Source organism: Brassicibacter mesophilus, assembly GCF_050433385.1.
GTDB lineage: Bacteria > Bacillota > Clostridia > Tissierellales > Proteiniboraceae > Brassicibacter > Brassicibacter mesophilus.
Genome location: NZ_JBNPXI010000011.1, coordinates 1 through 26,555, shown reverse-complemented (window position 1 = coordinate 26,555; position 26,555 = coordinate 1). Strand labels below are relative to the sequence as shown.

Sequence of the window (26,555 nt, the reverse complement as noted above, 5' to 3'; positions counted from 1 at the left end):
CCATAATTATCACCTTTTCTTTCTTATTTTAAAAATCTTCACCTCATGAACGCTCTTTAAGCCTTGAATTTTCATACCGGTTACTAATATTATATTGAATACGTAGAATAATTACATTCACTAAAACGCTGACTTTAAAGTACATATTTGCTGAATTCGACAATTATGTTTTTACACAAAAAAGTACAAAAGCACCTTAAAAAAGATGCTTTTGTACTTTTTTTAGTTCTATTAACACTGCTCCATACCCTTGAACCTTGGTTAAGATATTAAATACATTGCTTTTCTTTGCATAACCAAAATCTATTAATGGAGAAGAAGCTTTGATTAATAATTTAATATTCTCATCTGAAAGTCTTGCTGGCTTTCCTAACCCCTTCCAGTAATCATATGCGGATCCTCTTTTTTCATTTATCTCATATTTGATCATTTCATAATCATCATATAGATTCATAATATTAATGGAAAATTTTCTTGCGGCGGTGTTCTTTACACCTCTACGTTTAAAAATACTATCAAAAGATATTATTTTATCTATATCATCACCATAACTATACAACAGTATCTGAATATCATCTTTTTGTTTAGTTATAATGTAGCCATCACCTTTCTCTATAAGCTCGTTACCGAGCTTGGAAAGCAGAAGATATGCGTAATATGCAGGTTTTCGAATCCCCATTCGGGTTATTAGGGAGTTATCACCTATGAATACTTCATTCTGCATATTACTATTCTCAGATATGCTATCAAATGCTTTAAAGCAGAGACAATTATCGTTTATTTCATTATGGACAATATAAGGAACCATATAACATGTATCGTAAATAAAGTCTTTTTGAACTTCACCCATATTGTATTCAAATAGCTCAAAGTGATCATGAATCATACTATCTATCTGTTCTTTTTTTTCTGACTTTACTATCCTATCAGTAGAAAACATCCATTTGTTGAGCTCGTAAATGCCATATTCTTCTTTAAAATATCTGATGAAGCTCTCTAAAAGATTGACTAAAGTATCTGTATCGATATCGTCTAATACAATGATTGGTCTTAGATTTATACTTAATAGATAGTTTATAAGCTCTTTTATATCATACCAGTTTGTAAAACTATCTTGATCGATTAGAACACCAATTTCTTTTGAAAAAAGCTTATTTAATATTATATAATCAAATTCTATGTCTGATTGAAGTTGTCTAAGGTAACTCCTTTGAGTTTCTTTAAGCAGCTCGGAGGCTTCCCCCAAGCTGATAATTTTTTTTGATTCATTAAATAAATCTATACCAGAAAGTGCTGCATCTATGCTGACTTTTACGATTTTATCAGTATAGTTGTACCTATCATAATCTTCAAGATACTCTGATAGATATTCAAATACTTTGTTTAAATCCAATTCATTGAATACCTTTAGTTTCTCTAGTGTTTCTTCATCTACCTTGTATTTTTTCCTGTATTGGAGAGGAGTACATTTATAATGTCTCTTAAAATGTTTATTAAAATATCGACTGTGTGAAAAACCTAATTCTTCTGTTATTTCTGATATAGTCATATCAGTGTCTAAAAGCAGCTTTATAGATTCTTCAACTCTAGTAAGATTGAGAAAATCCTTAAAGCTATATCCTACAGTATTTTTTATTTCATGAGATAGGTAGTTCGAGCTTAGGAATTCCTTTTTTGCAATATCACTTAAGCTTATTTTATTTTTATAATTATTGTAAATGTATCTTACTATTCTATCATATCTCTCAAATTGCTCTTCATTTTCTTTTAGATCTTCCTTCTCATAAATAAGTTGATGGAAGTTATTTAATAGATGATATAGCAGTTCGACTAGAGTTTCTTCTATTTGGTCTTCATAATCGTCTTGTTTTTGAATTATTTCACAAGTTAAAATTGAGAGTAGTCGTCTAAGAATATAATATTTTTCATCCTCCTGAGCTCCAACATCAGAAGAGTTAGTATAGAAAAAGATATCTCTTATTGATGAAAAGTATTTTTCAAAGAAGTTTGGATCAATGTGTATTAATAGAATTTCATTGTCATCATCTATTGTGTTTATACTGTGAGCTTCATCACAATTGATTATCTCTATTTCGCCATCTTCCACCTCATATTTGCCAGCTTCTATAGAAACACTGACTCTTCCCTTTAATACAAAAATAATTTCAATAGAATCATGCCAATGTATTGGATATTGTTTTATATTTATCAAGGACATAGTTATAGGCATACCAGCCATATAGTTTACATATTCCTTTCTCATATATACCACCCTTAAAAGTTCTTTTACTATTCTAATTATATCACACTATTAATAAGTCAGGGGACGCCCCTTGACTCTTCTTCATCATGAAGACTTTGCAACTTAAGAGTTGTAAGAAGTATATCATTAGTATAGAATTATTTATAGTATCTATTCAGTTTGTGGTCATGAAGGAGATGATTAAGATAGAACAACGTAAGATTGAAAGAATTTTATATATAGATATATTAAGAATATTGGCTGTATTTTCAGTTGTGGTGCTTCATGTGGCAGCTCCACTGCTAGCTAGCCTATATACTAATGGAACTAGCTGGTGGTGGATTGGCAATATAATAGATGCTTCAACTAGATGGAGTGTGCCTGTTCTGATTATGGTTAGTGGATTGTTGCTTCTTGATAGTAAAAAAGAACAATCTGCATTACAATTTCTAAGAAAGAGAATAGGGAAGATTATAGTTCCACTAGTATTTTGGAGCTTTGCATACATGGTTTGGACTAATAGAGCAGATATAAATATTAATACCGATATGCTTCTAGCATATGTACTTAATTTTTATCAAGGAAATGTTCACATACATTTGTGGTTTCTATATATGATCATTGGTCTATATCTAATAACTCCGATATTGAAAGTGTGGATTAAAAATACTAATGTGGACAATATCAAATACTTTATTATTATTTGGTTTATAGTTAATGGCATAATCAATTTTATTCAAAAATTTACTGGTTTCCAAACTGCATTTGTCTTTGACTTTTTTCACTGGAGTATAGGATATTATGTACTGGGACTATTGTTAAATAGATTAAGATTAGAAGGAAACAGAAAAAGAGGAGTCTACACATTAGGTGTTCTAGGGTATGTCATTACCGTAGTTGGTACATTTGTATTTACTAAATACAATGGTGGAGAATATGTCCCGCATTTTTATTCTTTTTACGCTCCTAATGTTATATTTATGACTATAAGTGTGTTTGTACTAATCAGAGATATAAATTGGAATAGTGTAATTAAAAAAGAATCATTATTATATAAGACAATTTCAGATCTTAGCAGTACAAGCTTTGGTATATACTTAGTGCATCTTTTAATGTTAGATATCCTGTCCTCAAGACATATGATAATAAAGCTTAACGCAATGACTATTCATCCTATCATAGGAGTACCATTAGCCAGCATTGCAACTTATATAGGCTCGTATTTAGTTGTTAAAGCTTTAAATATGATACCAATTATAAGGAAAGTTGTACCTAGATAATGTGTGAAAGGAAATATGACGATATTAAGAAATTTAAGCTTACATTAGAGAGTGAATAAGTCAAGGGGCCGATCCTTGACTTATTACTTTTACAATAGAGGTATATGCATATCTAACGGTATACTGCTTTGCTTCTTCCTCTGTTATGTGTATTCTCTCCTTTCTTAGTGATGATAAATCATGTATTCGACTCTGACAATTAATGTCCTATCATTATATTTGTTACTTTTCAATTTTGTTTCTTTGAATAACTATAAAGGAATAACAAAATCAAATGTAGAATAACTAAATCTTAAGATATTTATATTAACATTAGATAATTGACTGGCTACTGAATTAAAGTGAAAAGACAAGGAGGCTATGGGATGTTACCTGAAAACTTGTTTTTAGAAAAAAATCTATATATAAATGCTGACGAAACTGATTATAGAAAAATTATGAACATTTTTTATTTGGCTGAAACAACTTATCTGCCTGTTATTCAGAATAGAAAAGTTATTGGAATGTTAAGCTTATTTTGCCTCGTAGAAAGCTTTGATAAGAAAGAGTCGGTTTTAGATATAATGGATAGAGACTTTGTTTTCATAAATAAGAATAGTGATAATTTATATATTTACAACTTAAATCAGACAATTGTTCCAATTGTTAATGATAAAGATATATATGTAGGTTTTATAAGAAGAGAAATTCTGCAAAACTATTATGAAATAGAAGATATTAAAAAAGCTCACTTAGAACAAATTCAGTACTATATGGATTTAGAAGAAGAATTTGAAGCTATTTTTGAGTCATCTAAAGATGGAATTCATATTACTGATGGAAATGGGGTCACTTTACGTTTTAACAGTGCATGTGAGAGAATAGATGGTGTAAAAGCTGATGATATAATAGGAAAGCATATGTCTGATTTAGTTGAATGTGGAGTGTACTCTGAATCAGTTGCTCTAGAGGTGCTTGAGAAGGAAAAGCCGGTTACAATTTTGCAAAAGGTAAATGGAAAAGAAATTGTAGCTACTGGAACACCAATATTTAAGAAGGGTAAAATGGTTAGAGTTGTTATTAATTCTAGAGACATTACTGAGTTAAACAAATTGAAAAGGGATTTAAACCAATCACAGCTGATTAGTAAAAAATATGAGACTGAGCTTGAACTTTTGCGTTGGGAACACATAAAAGAAAATAATATTATTATTAATAGCAAAAAAATTAAGAAAATTATGGATTTAGCAGTTCGTGTAGCAAAAGTAGATTCCACAGTACTGATACAGGGAGAATCAGGAGTAGGTAAAGGTGTATTAAGCAAACTGATTCATCGCAATAGTAGACGCAAAGGCAAGCCATTTATAAAGATAGACTGTGGTTCAATTCCAGAAAATCTTTTGGAATCAGAGCTTTTTGGGTATGAAAAAGGCTCATTTACTGGTGCAAACAAAGATGGTAAAATAGGGTTAATTGAATTAGCGAATGAAGGTACACTATTTTTAGATGAGATAGGTGAGCTCTCACTTAATTTACAGGTAAAACTTTTAAGAGTAATCCAAGATAGAGAAATCTTGCGTGTTGGAGGCAAGACCACAGTACCTGTAGACATTAGAATAATAGCTGCAACAAATAGAAATTTAAAAGATATGGTAAGAGAAAAGAAATTTAGAGAAGACCTATACTATAGGCTTAATGTAGTACCTATATATATTCCTCCATTAAGAGAGAGAAAAGAGGATGTACAGCCTATTATTATGAGTTGTTTAGAAAGATTTAATAAAAAATACGGATATGCTAAGAAAATTAAGCCAGAAGCAATGAAGTATTTAATTGAATATGATTGGCTAGGAAATGTAAGAGAGGTTGAAAATATTGTTGAGCGATTAGTTGTAACTACAGTAAGCGAATATATTGAGGTGGAAGACCTAATTAGTGCAAATATACGTTCAGCCCATAATAAAGCTACGATAAAGAAATTCAATCAAATTAGTTCTTTTAAAGATATAATGCAAGACTATGAGAAGGAATTATTGTTAGATGTAATGAAGAATTGTAAAAGCACCCAGGAGATGTCATATATTTTAAAGCTGGACCCTAGTACAATACGAAAAAAGTTTAAAAAACTAAATATTGATAACCCATTTTAAAGAGGAATATTTTCTTTTGGAGGAAAATATTCCTCTTTAATTTATTATGGAAAAATAGTCACTTTATACAATGTAAAAGGAATATTATCCTCTCATTTCTTATTGGAGATTTATTCCTATAAATTAAAGACTGGTTAACTACTGACTTTGGCAGGTTGTATAACTTGGCATGATTATTGCTCTAATACATTAATAAATAAAAACAATAATGGAGGGAGTACAATGACAACAAAACAAAATAACCAACCTGCTAGTGCTTTAAATTCTCCAAGATTTTGCAATATGGGAACTTTTATGAGACTGCCAAAACTACAGACGTTAGATGATTTAGATTTTGCTATTGTCGGTATACCATTCGATACTGCTAGCTCATTCAGAACAGGTGCTAGATTTGGTCCTAATGCAATAAGAAATATTTCTGCAATGATAAAGCCAAATAATGTTATGCTTGAGGTAAATGTTTTAGAAGAGTTAACTGGAGCAGACTATGGAGACATAAGCGCAATACCAGGATATATACTACCTACCTATGAAAATATTGAAAATGAACTAATTCCAATAGTTGATGCAGATGTAATTCCGATTAGTTTGGGTGGAGATCATTCTATTACATTGGCAGAGCTTAGAGCGGTTGCAAAAAAACACGGACCTGTATCACTAATTCATTTTGATTCACATGCTGATATTAATGATTTAGTTTTTGGAGAAAAATATAATCACGGTACACCATTTAGAAGAGCAGTAGAAGAAGGAATTATAGATCCTAATCATTCTATACAAGTGGGCATGAGAGGTTCATTATATGACCCAGATGAATTTAAAAAATCGGCAGAATTAGGATTTAAACTACTGCCAGCATATAAGGTTAGAGAACTAGGAATTCGAGAAGTTGGAAGAATAATCAGAGAAAGAGTGGGGGATAGGCCAACCTTCTTTACTGTTGATATCGACTTTGTAGATCCGGCATATGCGCCTGGAACAGGAACCCCCGAAGTAGGAGGATTTACTTCTTATGAAGCTTTATCTCTTATTAGAGAAACTAAAGAAGTGAACTTTGTTGGATTTGACATTGTAGAGGTACTTCCTGCATATGACCACGGAGAAATAACAGCTTATATGGCTGCAAACATTGCTTTTGAATTCATATCAATGCTTGCATTGAAAAAGAAAAACAAGAAATAGCACAAGGGTCAGGCAGATTCTATTATGCAACAAACTTTAAATGATTTATGTTTTTGATAACTTTTTAGATAGCTATAGATGTAAGATAATCAGCATTAAAATTTGAAATTGAATATGAATAAAATAGAGCACTAATGCAAACGTTTCTTTATCTGTTTTATTCGTATTCAAATATATATTTAAATTTAGATATCTATAGACATAAATGCACTATGCAATTTACTAATAAGGTTTGTAGCATAATTGGGAAAACGCTATCACGACAATATGATAGGAGGAAACCATATGGGTGACAATGTAGTAAAGCTTAAAGAAGATGGAATAGACATAAGTGAAAATAAGAAACTTGACTCAATAGAACTAGATAGAAAAAGCTACATAATAGGACTACTTAAATTTATTGTATTCACAGGGATTGCAGTATTGGTATTTTTTATTCCATTAAATATTAATGGGAAATCAGATGTTCTTTTTAGTACGATTTATAATTTCTTTATAGACGCCTTGGGGAATTTTGGACTTTGGATGGTTACCTTAGTCATAATAATAAATGCAATTTTAAGCTTTTATGGAAAGTTTATAGTAAAAGGAGAATCCAAAATTGAAGAATACTATGCAGGAGATTCAATACTACATCCATTTTTTTATCTACTTGGAGCAGTATTCATGACAGTATATTCGTTGAACGCAACTATTGAAGGATTTAATGCAACAGAAGTAATTGTTGGGCCTGCCACTGGAGGAACGGTGGTTCCATCTATAGTTATGGGAGTTGCGTGGATTATTCCTGTAGGAGCCTTCTTTATACCTTTCTTATTAAACTATGGAGTAATTGATTTATTTGGAGCAGTACTTGAACCATTCATGAGACCTGTATTTAAGGTGCCTGGAGCAAGTGCAGTTGATGCCATGACTTCATTTGTTAGCTCATCTTCAATGGCAGTACTAGTGACAAGCAGACTGTATAAAGCTAAAGTATACACTAAAAGAGAAGCAGTAGTTATTGCTACAAGCTTTAGTGCTGTAAGTGTCGGTTTCGCATATCTTGTCATCAAAACAGCAGGATTAGAAGACTATTTTATTCCAGTTTACTTCACTTCTTTCTTTATTGCATTCTTAATTACAGGCATAATGGTCAGAATACCACCTTTATCAAGAAAACCTGATATTTATGCTGATGGTAGAATTCAGGACCAACAAGAAGTTTCAAAGAAAGCAACCTTTGGGATGGGTAATTTTAAGAAAGGTATTAATCGAGCAATTAAAAAAGCTTATACTGCAGAAAGCATTTTCAAAGAAGTAAAATCAAGTTTGATAGATGGATACGTTGTATTTCCAAAGGTATTGTCATTATTATCTGCTGCTGGCATACTGGGACTAATAATAGCAGAATATACTCCATTCTTTGAGTGGATAGGTTATTTGTTTATTCCTTTGTTAAAATTATTCGCTATACCTAATGCGCCTGAAATAGCTGCTAGTATTCCTATAGGAATAGCTGAAATGTTTCTTCCAGTTCTTTTAATAGCTGATAAAGTAGAGTTGTTAGATATTGGCGCTAGATATTTTGTCACTACAGTGTCTATGGTACAAATAATCTTTTTATCAGAAACAATAGTTGTTATGCTAGCAACAAAGCTGCCAGTAAAATTTAAAGAATTAGTCATTTGTTTTTTTGAAAGAACACTATTAGCAATACCTATTGTAGCGTTATTTATGCATATACTTTTCTAAAGAGTCAGGATCTCCTGACTCTTTTTTCTAGTTATATTCAATATTTGTATAGTATGATATAATATAAAATGTAAAAATTTCTTTATTCAGGAGTGGTAAATTTGTCAGAAATAAAGGGTATCGAAAGGAAACCAAAGCATATAACGAGCATTGGTGGTCAGGCCTTAATAGAGGGTGTAATGATGAAGGGGCCGAAAGACATTGCAATAGCAGTAAGAAAGCCAGATAATGATATTGAGGTTAAGAAGGAAGCAATAAATACATTATCAACAAAATATAGATTCTTAAAATGGCCATTTATCAGAGGTGTAGTTGGATTAATAGAAGCAATGGTGATAGGAGTTCAGTCACTTATGTATTCAGCACAATTTTATGAAGAAGAAGAGGAGACAGAGCCTGGAAAGCTTGATAAGTTTTTTGACAAGGTGTTTGGAGATAAGGCTGAAGATATTGCTATATACTTTTCAGTATTTTTATCACTCCTTATAGCAGTATTCGTATTCATGCTAGGGCCATCATTTTTAACAAATTTTTTGAAGACAAAGATAGCAATTCCCATATTGCTAAATCTTGTCGAAGGTGTAGTCAGAATAATGCTATTCTTGATATATGTCATTGCAATATCTAAGATGAAAGATATTCAGAGAGTGTTCCAATATCATGGAGCAGAGCACAAGACCATTCATTGTTATGAGCATGAAGAAGAGCTTACAGTTGAAAACGTAAAGAAATATCCAATACTTCATCCTAGATGTGGAACAAGCTTTTTATTTATGGTTATGATAATAAGTATTTTAGTATTTTCTTTCTTTGGATGGCCAAGTCCATTACAAAGATTTATAATAAGAATAGTAATGCTTCCTGTAATAGCTGGTATATCATATGAAATAAATAAACTAATAGGTAAAAGTGATAGTAAATTAGCATATTTTCTTTCATATCCAGGCTTGATGATTCAGAAGCTAGCTACGACAAGAGAGCCAGATGGAAACCAAATAGAAGTGGCAATAGAAGCATTAAAGGGAGTTTTAGTTGAGGATAAGGAGGCAGATCGTTGGTAATGGAGAAGCTTACAATTGCTAAACTGCTTCAAAAAAGCATAGATATGTTAGAAAAAGGGGATTATAACAATCCCCTTCTTGATGCTCAGCTTCTATTATGTTATACACTGAATGTTGATAAAATATATATTTATACACATAAGGATGAGCAGATAGATGCTGAAGCTGTGGATAAGTTTTTAAAATTAATTAAAAAACGAAGTCAGGGGTATCCACTACAATACATTTTAGGAACACAAGAATTTATGGGGTTAGACTTTTTTGTGAAAGAAGGGGTGTTGATACCACGGCCAGATACAGAAACTTTGGTTGAGCATATAATTAATGTAGTTAAAAGTGGTTATTTTGGTGAAAAGAAAACTATTAATATTGTGGATATAGGGGCTGGGAGTGGAGCAATAACACTTAGTCTAGCTCATTATTTAGATAATGCACATGTTTATTCCATAGATATAAGTGACTCTGCACTTGAAGTCACAGACATAAATCGTAAAAGATTAAAGCTTGAATCTAGAGTTGAGCTTTTAAAAGGGGATCTGCTAGAACCCCTAGATTTTTTATCGCTTTATGGTATGATTGATATAATAGTCTCAAATCCTCCATATATTTCTTCTAAAGAAATAGGTACGCTTCAAACAGAAGTAGCAGAATACGAACCAAGACTTGCCCTTGATGGAGGGGATGATGGACTTGATTATTACCGAAGAATAGTATCTGAAAGTATACCGTATTTATCTGAAAAAGGTGTGGTAGCCTTTGAAATAGGGTATAATCAAGGAATCGAAGTAAAACAGCTTTTGAATAATAGTGGATATTTTAAGAGAATAGAGATAAAAAAGGACCTTTCAGGACATGATAGAGTAGTAACTGGATACCGTCATTAGGATATACAGGGGGGGGGACTGAATAATGAAATTACTAAATGCTTTTATAGCCTTCTTCAAAATAGGTGCATTTACGCTTGGTGGAGGTTATGCTATGCTGCCACTTATTCAAGCAGAGGTAGTAGATAAGAAAAAATGGCTAAGCAATGAAGAGTTTATTGATACTATAGCAATAGCTCAATCATCACCAGGACCAGTAGCAGTAAATAGCTCTATATTTATTGGATATAAGCTGAGTGGAGTAATAGGTTCCATAGTTTGTACATTAGGAGTAGTACTACCTTCGTTTATTTCTATATTGCTAATAGTTAAATTTCTTTATCAATATAGAAATAATGAAATAATAGACCAAGTGTTCTCTGGCATCAGACCAGCAGTAGTAGCACTTATTTTTTCATCGGTATACAAGTTGGCTAAGACTTCAAAGCTAAATAAATATACATTACTTATCTCTCTATTATCTCTTATGGTTATAGTACTATTTAATGTCAGTCCTATAATAGTGATACTGTCAGGTGGACTAGGAGCAGTAGTATATTTTAAAGTAAAGGAGAGAAAAGAATGCTAATAAAACTTTTTATTTCCTTTTTCAAGATAGGTGCATTTAGCTTTGGCGGCGGTTATGCTATGCTTCCATTTATTCAAGAGGAAGTTATAGAAGTGCATCATTGGTTAACTGCAAGTGAGTTTGTTGACATACTTGCAATAGCACAGATGACTCCAGGACCTATAGCCCTAAACAGTGCTACATTCATAGGGTATAGACTTGGTGGCATATGGGGTTCTTTATCTGCGACAACAGCAGTCGTCATGCCTTCATTCATAATAATACTTACAATAGCGCACTTCTTTAACAAGTTTAAAGAGTCCCAAAATGTTCAGTGGGCATTTAAAGGTATCAGGCCAGTTGTATTAGGACTCATAGCATCTGCTGGTATATCTGTAGCCAAGGGAACCATAGTAGATTTGAGAAGTACATTTATTGCAGTGTCATTATTTTATTTGTTATCTTTCAAAAAACTCCATCCTATTGTAGCTATTGTTATAGCAGGAGTGATGGGAGTAATATTGTATTAATACAAAAATTTAACTTTCAATGTATTACAAAAAAATAGAAAATATGTTATAATATAAAGTCGGACAATTCAGTAATCGAGGTGAAAAAAATGTTAGATAAATTAAAATTCATAGAGCAAAAATACAATGAACTAAGCGAAAAGATAAGTGACCCAAATATAATAAATAATATATCAGAATGGCAGAAATATGTTAAAGAACATGCAGAAATAGAACCTATAGTTGTAAAGTTTAGAGAATATAATGAAGCAGCTGAGCAGCTAGAAAGCGCAAAAGAAATGCTTAAGGAAAAACTAGATGAAGAGTTTAAAGAGATGGTTAAGCTTGAGGTTGTAGAGTTAACTGAAAAAAGTGAAGTACTCTTAGAAGAGCTAAAAATGCTTTTAGTACCAAAAGATCCTAATGATGAAAAGAATGTTATAGTTGAGATTCGTGCAGGTGCTGGTGGAGATGAGGCAGGTATATTCGCAGGGGACTTATTTAGAATGTATACAAGATATGCAGAGAGACAGCGCTGGAAGATTGAAATGATGAGTTCTAACGATCAAGGAATCGGTGGGTTCAAAGAAGTTATATTCCTGATAAAAGGTAAGGGCGCTTACAGCAGGCTTAAGTATGAAAGTGGGGTTCATAGAGTTCAAAGGGTGCCTGCTACTGAATCAAGTGGAAGAATCCACACATCTACAGCAACAGTTGCAGTTCTACCAGAAGCAGATGATATAGATATTGATATCAATCCTAATGACGTACGTGTAGACGTGTATCGTTCATCAGGTAATGGAGGACAGAGCGTTAATACAACTGACTCTGCGGTTAGACTTACACATATACCTACAGGAATGGTTGTTGCATGTCAGGACGAAAAATCACAGCTTAAGAATAAAGAAAAAGCCTTTAAGATTCTTAAAGCTAGACTATATGATAAGCTTATTGAAGAACAAAATGCTGAAATAGCACAAGAGAGAAAAAGTCAAGTTGGCTCAGGTGATAGAAGTGCTAAAATAAGGACATATAATTTCCCACAAGGAAGAATAACAGATCATAGAATAAATGTAACAGTATATAAGCTTGATGCATTTTTAGATGGAGATATTACTGAAATGCTTGATGCACTTATAACAAGTGACCAGGCTGAAAAACTTAAGCAGGTTGAATAAGTGGTTTAAAGAATGCTTTAAAGCATTCTTTAAACTTTTAATGATTTTATTGTAAACGCTTTGAAAACGTTTGCGGACGATAGGGGTAAACATAAAAAAGGGGAGATGATTTAAGTGAAGGGAGATTTTGTTTTTTTATTAGATATTGCTATTATCCTTTTATTTGCTAACATGGGAGGATATCTAAGTCACAAGCTGAAGCAGCCTGCAGTTTTGGGGCAGATTATAGCAGGTCTAATACTTGGCCCTTCTATTTTAAGTCTAGTTAAATCGACAGAGATAATTAGCCATTTAGCTGAGGTTGGAGTAATATTACTTATGTTTATAGCAGGTCTTGAAACTGATATAGATGATTTGAAGGCTTCAAGCAAATCTTCTACATTGATTGCATTAGGAGGAGTAATGCTTCCATTAGGCTTGGGGGTATTAGCAATATTGCTTATGAAGCCACAGGCAAATCTTACTGAAGGATTGTTTGTTGGAGTCATTTTGACTGCAACGAGTGTAAGCATAACAGTCGAAGCACTTAGAGATTTACAAAAACTAAGAACAAAACAAGGGATAGGAATACTTGGAGCTGCAATAATGGACGATGTTGTTGGAATTATATTACTCACACTAGTGGTAGGTATTGCAAATCCATCTGAAGGTAATGGATTATTATTAGTAATTGGTAAGATTTTAATATTTTTTATCATTGCAGCAGGTGTTGGAATAGCTTTTTCAAAGATACTTACGAAATATGCACATATATTTAATAAACATAATAGAATTCTTTCATCAGCACTTATATTTTGTTTTTTAATGGCATTTATTGCAGAAGAAATGGGAGTAGCCGCAATAATAGGAGCATATTTTACTGGTGTGGTTTTCTCAACTACTCCACATAGAAACAAAGTATCCCATGAAATACAAAAGATTGCATATTCAATATTTACACCAATATTTTTTATTAACATAGGATTAAGTGTGCAGTTACATAATGCTGGTACAGCTATAGGGTTAAGTATAGTGATTATACTAGCCGCAATAATAGGTAAAGTAGTTGGATGCGGATTAGGAGCTAAGCTTTCTGGTTTCAAAGGCATAGAATCAGTACAAGTTGGAATTGGAATGATCCCTAGATCAGAGGTTGCATTAATAGTGACAAATCTTGGACTTAAGCTAGGGGTTATAGGAAATGATATATTCACATCCATAATTCTTATGGTACTAGTATCTACGATTATTACACCACCGCTACTTAAGATTATGTTCAGCAAAGGAGAACAGAAGAACTTTAAACTTGCTAAAGAAGCTAAAGCTTAGCTGAAACAATGATCCCAATTATAAAACCGATAACTAAGCCTATAGTTGAAGCCCTTCCTTTGTGAAGGGCTTTTGCATTTGGAATAAGCTCACCACAAGTAATATAGAGCATAGTTCCGCCTGCAAAAGCTAAACATAGACCAATAAAAAAGTTAGAAACACTACCTAATAAAGAGCCAATCAAAGCTCCCAGGCCAGTTGGAAGACCAGCTAGAAGAGTGAGCATAACTACCTTAAGCTTAGGGGAACCACTTATTCTAAGTGGTGTTGCCATTGCTACACCTTCAGGAAGATTGTGTAATGCAATTACTAATGTCATTGTTATTCCCATTTCAGGAGTTAGCATAAAGCCCGATCCTATAGCTAATCCCTCAGGGAGATTATGCATAGCTATTCCTATCCCAAGTAAAGCACCTGTTTTAAAAAAACCATTATTTATGTTTTTCGCATATCTAGCATTTTTTGGAGAAGGGATGAAGTCTTCTATAAGAAAAATCATCAATATCCCTAATATTATTCCTAGTATTTCAACCCATAATCCGCTTATTTCATAAGCTTCAGGCAACAGATCGAAGGCTACAACAGCAAGCATAAGGCCACTTGTAACTCCCAAAATCATGCCTATAAGTCTTGTATTAGGCTTTACAATAGATAAAGCAATTAATCCTCCTAGACCAGTTCCGAATATTCCCACCATAGAACCAATTACAGTAGCAAAAAAAACATCAGACATTCTAACACCCCTTGTTTATACCATTATAGTCTATGTTTATTCTGGCACTGTCTTTTGAATAACTAATTTTTTGGTTTTCATGATCTAATCCTTGACCACTCACTATTATTCATATAATATATATTTTGATAGTTTGTTGCAGATAATATTTATATTCATATTGCGATTTAATGAAAAGAAGGGGAAAATATGGAAACAAAAGATACAAAAATATTAAAAATAGATTCTAATAATCCTGAAATAGATAAAATACAGCAGGCCGCTGAAATGATAAAACAAGGCGGTATTGTTGCATTTCCCACAGAAACAGTTTATGGATTAGGCGCGAATGCATTAGATGAACAGGCTATAGATAAAATATTTGAAGCAAAAGGAAGACCGCAGGATAATCCACTTATAGTACATATAAGCGAAATAAGTCAGTTAGATGAACTAGTAGAAAACATACCTGAAAAAGCGTTCCCATTGATGAAGAGGTTTTGGCCAGGTCCATTAACACTTATATTCAATAAAAGTAATAAAGTGACTGACAAGATTACAGGCGGATTATCAACAGTTGCTATAAGAATGCCAAATCATAATATAGCTTTACAGCTCATAAAACATTCAGCTCTACCGATTGCAGCTCCCAGCGCAAACATTTCTGGTAAACCAAGCCCAACAGAATCATCTCATGTAATAGAAGATCTCTTTGGTAAAATAGATATAATAATAGATGGAGGAAGTACAGGAGTTGGACTTGAATCCACAGTTCTTGACGTTTCCTCAGAGATACCTGTAATATTAAGACCGGGTGGAATAACGCTTGAACAGCTGTTGGATATTTTTCCAAAGGTTGAATATGACCCTGCTCTTGAAAGTCTTAATCAAGATATAATACCAAAATCGCCTGGACAGAAATATAGACATTACTCTCCTAAAGCAAAGATGAAAATAATACAAGGTAAGGTAGAAGATATCTGTTACAGCATAAATGAACTGATTAAACAATATGAAAAAGATAAAATGAAAGTTGGCATAATGGCAACAAAACAAACGCATCATAAATATAATAATACAGAAGTATTGATAGTAGGAGATAGAGAAAAGCCTGAAACAATAGCAGCAAATCTTTTTAGTACTCTAAGAGAGTTTGACAAGCTCGGAGTAGACATAATATTAGCGGAAGGAATTGATGAAGCCGGAATCGGTAAAGCTGTCATGAATAGGATGAAAAAAGCAGCTGGAGGAGATATATTATACACTACTTAACACTACTTAAAGGAGGAACTTGTGATGAAAACTGTTCTTTTCGTCTGTACTGGAAACACTTGCCGCAGTAGCATGGCAGAGTGGCTTTTTAAAGACATGATAAAAAATATAGATATACTAAAAGATATAAAAGTCAGTTCAGCAGGCGTGTTTGCGTTGCCAGGCCAGAATGCATCGAAGCAAGCTATTACTGCTATGCAAAAATATAGCATAGATTTAAATAAGCACAGCTCATCACAACTAACCAAAAAACTAGTTGATAAAGCAGATTTGATTTTAACAATGACTGTGAATCATAAATATGCATTGCTAAATATGGTACCAGATGCAGTCAGTAAAACTTTTACATTAAAAGAATATGCTTACGGCGGAAATACATCATCACTGGATATTGCAGATCCTTATGGAATGCCAGTAGAACGATATGAGCAATGCCTTGATGAAATAAGAGAAGCACTTACAAAGGTTATAGAAAAAATGAAATAAATTGAAAAAATATTCAGGAGGGATGAGCATGAAAATAGCACTAGGTAGTGACCATGGTGGATATGAACTAAAAGAACATATAAAAAAATACCTTGAAGAAAAAGGCATAGAATATGTAGATTGTGGAACGAACTCTACAGAGTCAGTAGACTACCCAGAGTTTGGCCAAAAGGTGGCAGATGTAGTAAAAAAAGGCGAATGCGAAAGAGGAATAGTATGCTGCGGTACTGGTATAGGAATATCAATATCGGCGAATAAAGTCCCTGGAATAAGATGTGCATTGTGTAGTGACTGTTATTCTGCTAGAATGTCAAGAGAACATAATAACGCAAATGTCTTAGCACTAGGGGCAAGAGTAATAGGAAGAGATCTTGCACTAGAAATAGTTGATACATGGCTTAAAACAGAATTTCAAGGCGGAAGACATGAAAGAAGAGTGAACAAAATAACAGACATAGAAAATATGTATGTTATATGATACTATACAGATTGAAAAATAAATAATAAGGGGAGATAAAATGAGTAAAGTAACAGTTATGGATCATCCACTAATAAAGCATAAGTTAACATTTATCAGAGACAAAAACACAGGGTCAAAAGAATTTAGAGAGCTAGTAAAGGAAGTTGCAATGCTTATGGCCTATGAAGTAACAAGAGAGCTTCAGCTTGAAGAAATAGAAATAGAAACACCTATTATGAAAACAAAATCAGAAGTTATTTCAGGCAAAAAATTAGGTATAGTACCAATATTAAGAGCAGGGTTAGGAATGGTAGAAGGAATGCTTAATCTTTTACCAGCAGCAAAAGTAGGTCACGTTGGACTATATAGAGATCCAGAAACGTTACAACCAGTAGAATACTACTGCAAGCTTCCAACAGATGTTGAAGAAAGAGAGCTAATAGTGCTTGATCCAATGCTAGCTACAGGAGGTTCAGCAAAGGCTGCTATTACATTCTTAAAAAATAAAGGTGCAACAACCATAAAGCTTATGTGCTTAATAGCGGCGCCAGAAGGAATAAAAGCAGTTCAAGAAGCACATCCAGATGTAGACATATACGTAGCAGCAGTAGATGAAAAATTAAACGATCATGCATATATAGTACCAGGTCTAGGAGACGCTGGCGATAGATTGTTCGGAACAAAATAGATTCTTCAATCACGTAAATAAAGACGGTTCTTATTTGCCTCAAAAGGTAAGCGAGAACCGTTTTGCTTTTGTCATACGGGGACTACCATATCTGATGTATAGTTTTCATCTATACAATTTCGCTTGATGATAGAAATATCCTATTGGTACTTTTTTAATATTGTATTATGTACAAGCTGTATAATACAATATTAATAAATTTGCTAAAGGAGGGTTTCGAATATGAAAAAAGAAATAAGTATAAAAAAAGTCAAAGATGATGCTGAACAATTATATAGAAAAGGTGATTTTTTCTGCTCAGAAGCTATTGTATGTTCAATAAAAGAAAACTTTGGGATTGATATGCCAGACGAGATGATAGCCATGGCTTCAGGGTTCCCTATAGGAATAGGTAAATCTAAGTGTGTATGTGGAGCAGTTTCTGGTGGAGTAATGGCTTTAGGGTATTTCTTCGGTAGAACTAAAGGTGGAGATCCTAAGGTTCAAAATACTCTTAAGCTGGCTAATGAGCTTCAAGAAAGCTTTGCCAATAATCATAAAGTGCTATGCTGTAAAGTTTTAACTAGAGGAATGGATATGGGCTCAGGAGAACATAAAGAGCAATGCATATCTTTTACTGGAGAGATAGCTCAAAAAGCTGCAGAAATAATAGTTAGAGAACTAAATCTAGTAAATATTGACGAGTAGTGGAGAAAAAATATGACGAAAGTGATAAAAAAGCTACCTATACCTATAGCTGGGCTAATGCTTGCTTTAGCAGCTAAAGGCAATCTGGTTCTGTCATATGGAAGTGTCTATAGAAATATATTTGGAAGTATTTCAGCAATACTATTTATATTGCTTATAATGAAAGCTATTACCAATCCAAAATCTGTATCAGATGGATTAAATAGCCCTGTTGTTGCAAGCGTAATGCCTACTTTTTCAATGGGAATGATGCTGCTTGCCACATATTTAAAGCCTTATTTACCATCATTATCATTTTATATGTGGATAGTAGCAATTGTCTTACATTGCATATTCATAATTGTTTTTACCAAAAGATATATATTCAAATTTGATATAAAGAAAGTCTTTCCTAGCTACTTTGTTGTATACGTAGGGATTGTAGTTGCAAGCGTAACAGCTCCTGCTTTCAACATGCTTAGTCTTGGGCAGTATATATTTTGGTTTGGATTTGTGTCATATCTAGTTTTACTGCCAATAGTGTTGTATAGAGTTTTTGCTGTTAGAGCTATACCAGAACCTGCATTGCCTACACTTGTTATTTTTGCAGCGCCGGCAAGTCTTTGTTTGGCAGGATATATTAATTCATTTCAACAGAAAAGCATGGCAATACTCTCATTCTTGACTGCATTGTCGTTGCTTATGCTAGCTTGTGTGTTGTTATATTTTCCAAAGCTTCTTAAGCTAAAATTTTATCCCAGCTATTCAGCTTTTACTTTCCCGTTAGTAATAAGTGCCATTGCAATCAAATTGACTAACGGATTTCTGGTTAATGCTGGTAAAGTTACACATCTAAAATATATAGTAAAAATAGAAGAATTATTAGCAGTTTCAGTTGTAATATATGTTCTAGTAAGATATACTCAGTTTCTTTTTACAGACTAGACAAAATTGTATGTTTATAAAATAACGAGGATAACAGCTAGATTTTTAGTTGCTATCCTCTTTATTTTGATTTTACATAGTATACAATAATATATTATTTTTCTACATTTAACGACATTTTTAAGTAAATTTATTGCATATAAATCTCTATGATGATAAAATATGCCATAAAGTATAAAAATGTAAGATGACAAAAAAAGTTGTCTACAAAAACTAGGCAATAAGTAGGATCAATACTATAATAAGGGGGCAAAAATAACTATGAAAAAGAAGATTATATTTTTATTATTAATTAGCTTAACGGCGGTACTGTTTACTGGTTGTATGGAATTTGAGATGGGAATGAAGATAAATAAAGATAATACAGGAAATATGAATCTACTTTTTGCTTATGATGAAGAACTATTAGGAGAATATATAGGGGCAGAAGAAAATCCAGTGGAAGAGTTAATGGATATAGGAGATGTAGCAAAGACTGAAGGTGTAGAGGTTATTCAAAAAGACCTAGAATACACAAAAAACGATGCACTATATAAAGGTAAAAGTGTAGATTTTAAATTTGATGATATGAAAGTGCTTTATAATGAAATGGAGAATGATGAATTCATTATAATAACAGACTTAGGGGAGGGAGTTTGTAGAGTTGATGTAAATTTTAAGGTTGATGAAAAAGCAACTGCTAGTGAAGCAGATTCAGGAAATATGGAGGATTTATTTACAAAGGAACTATTTAAAGAATTAGGAGGAAGGACTGAATTTATTTTTGAAACCGAATATGAGGTAAAAAATCATAATGCGGACTACATAACAGAAGATGGAAAATACGTTTGGGATTTATATGATGCAATTTCTGGAACGAAAGATAAATCTGTATTTGTAGAGTTTTATACAGGACAAGAGGTATTTAATGATTCTGTATCTAGTGTATCTGAATTATTTTCAAATCGACAAGAATTAGAAGCAAGTATTAAATTAGATGTAACTAATAAAGATTTCCATGGTAAAGCCCTTCAAGCGATAGGTATTCTACAAGGTACAGAGAAAGGCTTAGAGCTAGATAAACAATTAACTCGTATTGAAGGAGCAGCAATGTATGCACGACTATTAGGCTTAGAAGATGAAATAAAAGAATTTAAAATAAGTAATCCAGAATATAGTACTGGATTTAATGATGTACCAAAGTGGGCAGAACCAACAATCAATTATTTACACTATAAAGGCTTAGTAAACGGTATATCAAATGATAAATATGGATCAAAGGACAATATGACAGAACAGCAATTTACTACACTAGTATTGAGAGCACTAGGCTATGATGATAGCTCAGGTGAATTTAAATGGAACAGCGCAAGTGCAAAAGCGTTAAAGGTTGGACTATATGCAAATGATGCAGTTCAATATAATTCAGTAGTTTCGCCACAGCTAACAAGAAGAGGTATGAGTTACATATCGTATAATGCACTATTCTTTGAGCACAAGTTAACAGGAAAACTATTAATAAATAATTTAAAACATTAATGAATTAACCTCTAGTTTGATTATGACTAGAGGTTTTTTACTTGGAAGCTTTTTTTACCTGTTTGTAACTTTTTTTATGATAGGTTTTATGATAAACTTTATATAATTATTTTAGTAATCACAAAGGAGATGAATGTGTGAGACCGTCATGGGATGAATACTTTATGGAAATAGTAAATGTAGTAAAGAAAAGATCAACTTGTAGTAGAAGACAGGTTGGAGCTTTAATAGTAAAAGATAAAAGAATACTTTCAACAGGATATAATGGAGCACCAACGGGACTGAAACATTGTGAAGAAGTTGGGTGCTTGAGAGAAAAGATGAATATCCCATCAGGACAAAGACATGAGCTTTGTAGAGGACTGCATGCAGAACAAAATGCAATAGTTCATGCAGCAAATTCAGGAGTGAGCATAAAGGGCGGTACAATATATGTTACTGATCAGCCGTGTGTACTTTGTGCCAAGATGATAATCAATGCGGGTATAGAAAGAGTGGTATTTGGAAGTGGATATCCAGACGAGCTTTCTAAACAACTACTAATTGAAGCAGGTATTGAGCTAGTTAAATTTCATAACAAATAGGAAGTTAGGGCAAGTTAAGAATAGTACTCTCTTACTTCTGCAATAAACATTTAATATAGTAAGCAACAATTGGAAAATTCAGTATTTGATACATATGAATGCATACTGTTTTATTCTCAAGATTGACTTAATATAGTATTTAGAGTAAAATCAATATGAGAGGGTATGCTTGTTTACAATGTGCTTCTAGAAGATTTCCGTAAAGCGGAACAAAAGAAGGAGTGTTTATAAATGACTAATTATTATTTGGCTTTTTTCATTCCACTTATTTTAGCTTATCTATTCACACCTGTAGCTAAAATAATAGCCAAAAAAATTGGTGCAATCGATGTACCAAAAGATGACAGAAGAGTACACAAAGTACCGATTCCTAGACTCGGTGGCTTAGCCATATATATAGCTTCAATGATTGCGATGGTTATGTTCCTACCTTTTGATAAGGCTACAGCAGCAATAATGATAGGCGGAACGATAATCGTAATAACAGGAATAATTGACGACGTAAAGCCGATGCCCGCTAAACTAAAGCTCGTACTACAAATATTAGCAGCTTTTGTATTAATAATGGGTGATGTAAAGATTGAGTTTATAACTAATCCTTTTGATAAAGGAGATGGCTTACTATACTTAAAAGGCTTCTCAGTACCAATAACTATTTTCTGGGTAGTAGGGATAACAAACACATTGAACTTAATTGATGGACTAGATGGACTATCAGCAGGAGTGGCTGCAATAGCTGCTGTGTCACTATTTTTCGTTGCGTCAGGATTTGGATATGTTCAAGTAATGATAATGGCTGCAATCGTTGCAGGCTCAGCGTTTGGATTCTTACCTCACAACTTTAACCCAGCTAAAATATTTATGGGAGATACAGGAGCATTATTCTTAGGATTTATGCTATCAGCTATAGCAATAGAAGGTGTAATGAAGAGCTTTGCTACCATAGCGATAGTAGTTCCAGTACTTGTATTAGGACTTCCTATATTTGATACTACCTTTGCAATATGCAGAAGATTAATAAACAAAAGACCTATAATGGAAGCAGACAAAGGGCATGTTCATCATAGATTACTAGCAAAAGGTCTAAGTCAAAAGCAAACAGTTATGGTACTATATATGGTAAGTGCAGCATTAGGAACAGTAGCAGTATTATTAGCAGATGTAAGATCAGACCATGGAGTAATAATATTAGGGGTAGTTTTCTCACTTGTAATATTAGGTGCTGCAAGACTTGGTGTTATTGATATTAAGAGAAAACAAAGGAGTAAAAGATAAAGGGGACTGTGATTTATGAAAAAAATTAAAGTACTGACCGTGTTTGGGACAAGGCCTGAGGCAGTTAAAATGGCACCAATAGTAAAAAAGCTGAACCAAAATGAAAACATAGACCATAAAATTTGTGTTACAGCTCAGCATAGACAAATGCTGGATCAAGTACTTGATGTATTTGGAATAACTCCAGACTATGATATGAATATATTTGCACCAGGGCAAACATTAACTCAGATTACAACAAGATCATTAGAAGGTTTAGAAGCGATAATAAAAGAATTTCAGCCAGATGTGCTTTTAGTTCAAGGCGATACAACTACGGTATTTACAGGAGCACTGGCAGGCTTCTATCATAAGGTTAAAATTGGACACGTAGAAGCAGGGCTTAGAAGTCATGACATGTATTCTCCATATCCAGAAGAAGCGAATAGAAAGCTAACGGGAATTATTACAGATTTCCATTTTGCTCCTACAGAAACAAGCAGGCAGAATCTGTTAAACGAAGGATATGATGATAGTAAAATATATATCACAGGAAATACAGCAATAGACGCGTTACTTGAAGTTGTGTCAGATGAATACAAATTTGAAAATGATTTATTAAATAGTATTGATTATAAAAATAGAAAGCTTATATTAGTAACAGCACATAGAAGTGAAAATATCGGACAGCCTATGGAAAACATATTTACTGCAATAAGAGATGTAGTAGAAAAAAACAATGATGTAGAGGTTGTATTCCCAATACATTTAAATCCAAAGGTTAGAGATATAGCAAATAGAATACTAAATAATAATGATAGAATTCATGTTATAGAGCCATTAGACTATCTTCCATTTGCAAACCTTCAAGCCAGGTCTTACATGATAGTGACAGACTCTGGAGGAATACAAGAGGAGGCACCCACTCTTGGCAAGCCTGTTTTAGTTGTAAGGAAAGAAACAGAAAGACCAGAGGGAATAGAAGCAGGAACAGCTAAGCTTGTGGGGATAGAGTATGATGACATCTACAGAGAGATGGATATATTAACAAACAATAGAGAAGAATATAATAAAATGGCAAATGCCGTTAATCCATATGGTGACGGAAAAGCAGCAGAAAGAATAGTAGATATAATTGTAAAAAGCTTTTCAGAATCTAACTAAAATTGAACCTTTGACATTATAAAAGCATGTAGGTATTACTTACATGTTTTTATAATATACAGGATCCTTTGATTAAGACTTTCTTACGACATAGAAGGGAAATAAAAATTTTTTATCGAATATGTAAATATAAGTAATACATTTATAAAAGCTGCTATACATGTAAATTATTATATTAAAAAGGGTATAAATAAAAATTACCGTAAAAGGGTGAGTCCATGAAAATACAAGACTTTTTCTCAAAACTTCATATAGACGAGACGAAGCTATTAGAAGCATTGGCAGATACAATATTTGATGGAATAATAATAACAGATTCTAAAGGTACTATTTTATTTGTAAACAAAAGCTGCGAAAAGATTTTAGGATTAATGAAGGTGCAGCTTTTAGATGTGGGCTTCGATAAAATAATCAATGATAAAGAACTTATATACAGTATCAAAGACGGAATAAAACCCATAGAGAAAAAAACACTTATAAACGACAAACCCATTTATTTTAGAAGTACTCCGTATTTTATAGATGACAAGCGTGTTTTCAATATAATAGTTATTAAAGATATTGCTAATGAAATGGATTCACAGTACAAGCTTAAAGAGTTAAAAGACAGCATGGAAATGATAAAGGACATCTTAGATCATGCTTATCAAGGAATAGTACTTGTAGACGAAAATGGACGTATAGTAAAGTTTAACTACGAAAGATTACTTGGTATAAAAGAGGAAGATGTATTAGGAAAGCCTGTAGAAGAGGTTATAGAAAATACAAGACTTCATATAGTAGTCAAAACTGGAGAAAAGGAGCTATGTGAGGTTCAAAAAATACAGGGACATGATATGATAGCCAGCCGTACACCTATAATGAAGGATGGGAAAATCATAGGGGCAGTAGGCACAGTTCTTTTCAAGGATATAAAAGAGGTTAAATCATTAGCGCAAAGAATCGAAGTGTTAGAAAGTAAATTTGACAGATATAGAGGCGAAATAAAAATGATAAGGGAGGCAAGATACTCCTTTGACAATATAATTACTCAGAACAAGCAGATGGAACATCTTAAAGACGTGGCGAAAAGAGCAGCCGAAAGTAATTCAACAGTATTGATTATTGGTGAAAGTGGAACAGGTAAGGAATATTTTGCTCATGCAATCCATAAGGCAAGCTACCGCAAATATGGTGCTTTTGTAAGGATAAACTGTGCTGCAATACCTAGAGAGCTTCTAGAGGCTGAGCTGTTTGGATATGAGGAAGGTGCATTTACTGGAGCAAAAAAGGAAGGTAAACCAGGTAAATTTGAGCTTGCCAATGGAGGAACTATTCTTCTAGACGAGATAGGGACTTTGCCTTTAGATATGCAAGCAAAACTTCTAAGAGTATTAGAAGAAAGAGAATTTGAAAGAATAGGCGGCACTAGTCGTATCGACTTGGATATAAGAGTTATAGCTTCAACAAATGAATATCTTGAGGATGCTGTAAAAAAAGGCAAGTTTAGACAGGATTTATACTATAGATTGAATGTAATCAGGCTGAATATACCACCACTTAGAGATAGGATAGACGACATACCAATACTGTCAGAATACCTTTTGCATGATTTAATAAAAAAACTTCACATGGAATATAAAGAGATATCTCCAGAAACAATAAAGGTACTTAAGGAACACAACTGGCCTGGAAATGTCAGAGAGCTTAGAAATGTAATAGAAGTAGCATTAAACCTATCAAATGGAAAGGTAATACTTCCACAGCATCTACCTGAACATCTGATAAAGAATTCAATTACAAACACTAAAACTATAAATGGGCAGAAGATGCTAAAGGACATTGTTGCAGAAGCAGAAATAAAAGCCATAAAAGAAGCTCTGGCTGATTGCGATGGAAATAGAACTCTAGCTGCAAAAAAACTTGGGATACACAGAACTGCATTGTATAAAAAAATAGAATCATATGGACTAGATATCACAGAACTATAAGGTGTATAAACTTTTCTACAATACAAAGTTGGTGTAGACAAATTTATACACCTTTGTTTTTCTTTATAAACGTTCATTTATGGACATTCTACAGCATATTCTTTATTAGATAAAAGACATAGTAGAAAAATTTCTATATATTTTTTATCAAATCAAAAAATTAATAAAAACACAGTGAATACAATTTTTTATGCCAAACAAGTAAAATCAACAGGTTTATCAATATGCACAATGAAAATGTTTGCTTGGCATGATAATTGCTTTAATAAATTACATAAATCTAAAAAAATAAAAGGAGGATACAGAATGAGAGAAGTAGTAATTGTAGGTGCAGCTAGAACACCTGTAGGAAGTTTTGGAGGAAGTTTAGCATCATTATCAGCTATAGACCTAGGAGTTATAGCAGCAAAGGAAGCAATCAAAAGAGCTGGTATAGAGCCAGAAATGATAGACGAAGCAATAATAGGTAACGTATTATCAGCAGGGTTAGGACAAAATCCAGCTAGACAGGTTGTAATAGGAGCAGGATTACCAGATACAACACCTGCCATGACAATCAATAAAGTATGTGGTTCAGGACTTAGAGCAGTAAGCATGGCAGCACAGTTCATAATGCTAGGAGATGCAGACATAGTACTAGCAGGAGGAACAGAAAGCATGAGTAACGCACCATATCTAGTGCCAGGCGCAAGATGGGGACAAAGAATGGGCGATGGCAAAATGATAGACTACATGGTACATGATGGACTATGGGATATATTCAATGAATATCACATGGGAAT

24 protein-coding genes are annotated in these 26,555 nt (G+C 33.1%); 22 read left to right on the top strand and 2 right to left on the bottom strand.

Annotated features, from left to right (window positions below; all coding sequences use genetic code 11):
- Window positions 1–196: 196 nt before the first annotated feature.
- Window positions 197–2,263: a helix-turn-helix domain-containing protein gene (locus HNR33_RS12535; protein WP_429083774.1), complete on the bottom strand. Its 2,067-nt coding sequence runs from the start codon at window positions 2,261–2,263 to the stop codon at window positions 197–199.
- Window positions 2,264–2,349: 86 nt separating this feature from the next.
- On the opposite strand from HNR33_RS12535, the gene HNR33_RS12530 reads away from it, so the two are divergent.
- From HNR33_RS12530 to HNR33_RS12485, 10 genes are all read left to right on the top strand, one after another.
- Window positions 2,350–3,522 (top strand): acyltransferase, encoded by a 1,173-nt coding sequence (locus HNR33_RS12530; protein WP_429083773.1) that lies wholly within the window; start codon window positions 2,350–2,352, stop codon window positions 3,520–3,522.
- A 365-nt stretch (window positions 3,523–3,887) separates the two neighbouring features.
- Window positions 3,888–5,651 carry a sigma 54-interacting transcriptional regulator gene (locus HNR33_RS12525; RefSeq protein WP_429083772.1) on the top strand — a complete coding sequence of 588 codons (1,764 nt, stop codon included), beginning with the start codon at window positions 3,888–3,890 and terminating at the stop codon, window positions 5,649–5,651.
- Between the two features lie 222 nt (window positions 5,652–5,873).
- Window positions 5,874–6,833 (top strand): agmatinase, encoded by a 960-nt coding sequence (gene speB, locus HNR33_RS12520; RefSeq protein ID WP_429083771.1) that lies wholly within the window; start codon window positions 5,874–5,876, stop codon window positions 6,831–6,833.
- A 285-nt stretch (window positions 6,834–7,118) separates the two neighbouring features.
- Window positions 7,119–8,567, top strand: coding sequence for a YjiH family protein (locus HNR33_RS12515; RefSeq protein WP_429083770.1), 1,449 nt, complete (start codon window positions 7,119–7,121; stop codon window positions 8,565–8,567).
- A 101-nt stretch (window positions 8,568–8,668) separates the two neighbouring features.
- Window positions 8,669–9,628 carry a DUF1385 domain-containing protein gene (locus HNR33_RS12510; RefSeq protein WP_429083768.1) on the top strand — a complete coding sequence of 320 codons (960 nt, stop codon included), beginning with the start codon at window positions 8,669–8,671 and terminating at the stop codon, window positions 9,626–9,628.
- On the top strand, window positions 9,628–10,512 hold the full coding sequence (gene prmC / locus HNR33_RS12505) for a peptide chain release factor N(5)-glutamine methyltransferase (RefSeq protein WP_429083918.1): 885 nt from the start codon (window positions 9,628–9,630) through the stop codon (window positions 10,510–10,512). Before HNR33_RS12510 ends, prmC begins: the two co-directional genes overlap by 1 nt.
- A gap of 25 nt (window positions 10,513–10,537) precedes the next feature.
- Window positions 10,538–11,080, top strand: coding sequence for a chromate transporter (locus HNR33_RS12500; protein ID WP_429083767.1), 543 nt, complete (start codon window positions 10,538–10,540; stop codon window positions 11,078–11,080).
- Window positions 11,074–11,589: a chromate transporter gene (locus HNR33_RS12495; RefSeq protein WP_429083765.1), complete on the top strand. Its 516-nt coding sequence runs from the start codon at window positions 11,074–11,076 to the stop codon at window positions 11,587–11,589. The genes HNR33_RS12500 and HNR33_RS12495 overlap by 7 nt, the downstream gene beginning before the upstream one ends.
- Before the next feature lie 89 nt (window positions 11,590–11,678).
- Window positions 11,679–12,746: a peptide chain release factor 1 gene (gene prfA, locus HNR33_RS12490; RefSeq protein ID WP_429083763.1), complete on the top strand. Its 1,068-nt coding sequence runs from the start codon at window positions 11,679–11,681 to the stop codon at window positions 12,744–12,746.
- 114 nt (window positions 12,747–12,860) lie between these two features.
- Complete coding sequence (locus HNR33_RS12485) at window positions 12,861–14,054, top strand: cation:proton antiporter (protein WP_429083761.1); 1,194 nt, start codon at window positions 12,861–12,863, stop codon at window positions 14,052–14,054.
- Here HNR33_RS12485 and HNR33_RS12480 read toward each other — a convergent pair.
- A complete protein-coding gene (locus HNR33_RS12480; protein ID WP_429083760.1) occupies window positions 14,044–14,787 on the bottom strand; it encodes a ZIP family metal transporter in 744 nt (247 codons plus the stop codon). The genes HNR33_RS12485 and HNR33_RS12480 overlap by 11 nt on opposite strands.
- 189 nt (window positions 14,788–14,976) lie before the next feature.
- Here HNR33_RS12480 and HNR33_RS12475 point away from each other — a divergent pair, with 189 nt between their 5' ends.
- From HNR33_RS12475 to HNR33_RS12420, 12 genes are all read left to right on the top strand, one after another.
- Window positions 14,977–16,038: an L-threonylcarbamoyladenylate synthase gene (locus HNR33_RS12475; RefSeq protein ID WP_429083759.1), complete on the top strand. Its 1,062-nt coding sequence runs from the start codon at window positions 14,977–14,979 to the stop codon at window positions 16,036–16,038.
- A 24-nt stretch (window positions 16,039–16,062) separates the two neighbouring features.
- Window positions 16,063–16,524, top strand: a complete 462-nt coding sequence (locus tag HNR33_RS12470; RefSeq protein WP_429083758.1) for a low molecular weight protein arginine phosphatase — start codon at window positions 16,063–16,065, stop codon at window positions 16,522–16,524.
- 28 nt (window positions 16,525–16,552) lie between these two features.
- Window positions 16,553–17,002 carry a ribose 5-phosphate isomerase B gene (gene rpiB / locus HNR33_RS12465; RefSeq protein ID WP_429083757.1) on the top strand — a complete coding sequence of 150 codons (450 nt, stop codon included), beginning with the start codon at window positions 16,553–16,555 and terminating at the stop codon, window positions 17,000–17,002.
- Between the two features lie 40 nt (window positions 17,003–17,042).
- The gene (upp, locus tag HNR33_RS12460; RefSeq protein ID WP_429083756.1) at window positions 17,043–17,672 is read left to right on the top strand and encodes a uracil phosphoribosyltransferase; all 630 of its coding nucleotides are present in this window, start codon (window positions 17,043–17,045) and stop codon (window positions 17,670–17,672) included.
- 222 nt (window positions 17,673–17,894) lie between these two features.
- On the top strand, window positions 17,895–18,359 hold the full coding sequence (locus HNR33_RS12455) for a C-GCAxxG-C-C family (seleno)protein (RefSeq protein ID WP_429083755.1): 465 nt from the start codon (window positions 17,895–17,897) through the stop codon (window positions 18,357–18,359).
- A 12-nt stretch (window positions 18,360–18,371) separates the two neighbouring features.
- Window positions 18,372–19,283, top strand: coding sequence for a TDT family transporter (locus tag HNR33_RS12450; protein ID WP_429083753.1), 912 nt, complete (start codon window positions 18,372–18,374; stop codon window positions 19,281–19,283).
- Between the two features lie 261 nt (window positions 19,284–19,544).
- On the top strand, window positions 19,545–20,801 hold the full coding sequence (locus HNR33_RS12445; protein WP_429083752.1) for an S-layer homology domain-containing protein: 1,257 nt from the start codon (window positions 19,545–19,547) through the stop codon (window positions 20,799–20,801).
- Between the two features lie 137 nt (window positions 20,802–20,938).
- Complete coding sequence (locus tag HNR33_RS12440) at window positions 20,939–21,385, top strand: deoxycytidylate deaminase (RefSeq protein ID WP_429083750.1); 447 nt, start codon at window positions 20,939–20,941, stop codon at window positions 21,383–21,385.
- Window positions 21,386–21,616: 231 nt separating this feature from the next.
- Window positions 21,617–22,660 carry a glycosyltransferase family 4 protein gene (locus HNR33_RS12435; RefSeq protein WP_429083748.1) on the top strand — a complete coding sequence of 348 codons (1,044 nt, stop codon included), beginning with the start codon at window positions 21,617–21,619 and terminating at the stop codon, window positions 22,658–22,660.
- A gap of 15 nt (window positions 22,661–22,675) precedes the next feature.
- Window positions 22,676–23,803: a non-hydrolyzing UDP-N-acetylglucosamine 2-epimerase gene (wecB, locus tag HNR33_RS12430; RefSeq protein WP_429083746.1), complete on the top strand. Its 1,128-nt coding sequence runs from the start codon at window positions 22,676–22,678 to the stop codon at window positions 23,801–23,803.
- A 218-nt stretch (window positions 23,804–24,021) separates the two neighbouring features.
- Entirely contained in the window at window positions 24,022–25,773 is a 1,752-nt protein-coding gene (locus HNR33_RS12425; RefSeq protein WP_429083744.1) for a sigma 54-interacting transcriptional regulator, read from the top strand.
- 306 nt (window positions 25,774–26,079) lie between these two features.
- A partial coding sequence (locus HNR33_RS12420; protein WP_429083743.1) for a thiolase family protein occupies window positions 26,080–26,555 on the top strand: 476 nt, incomplete at its 3' end.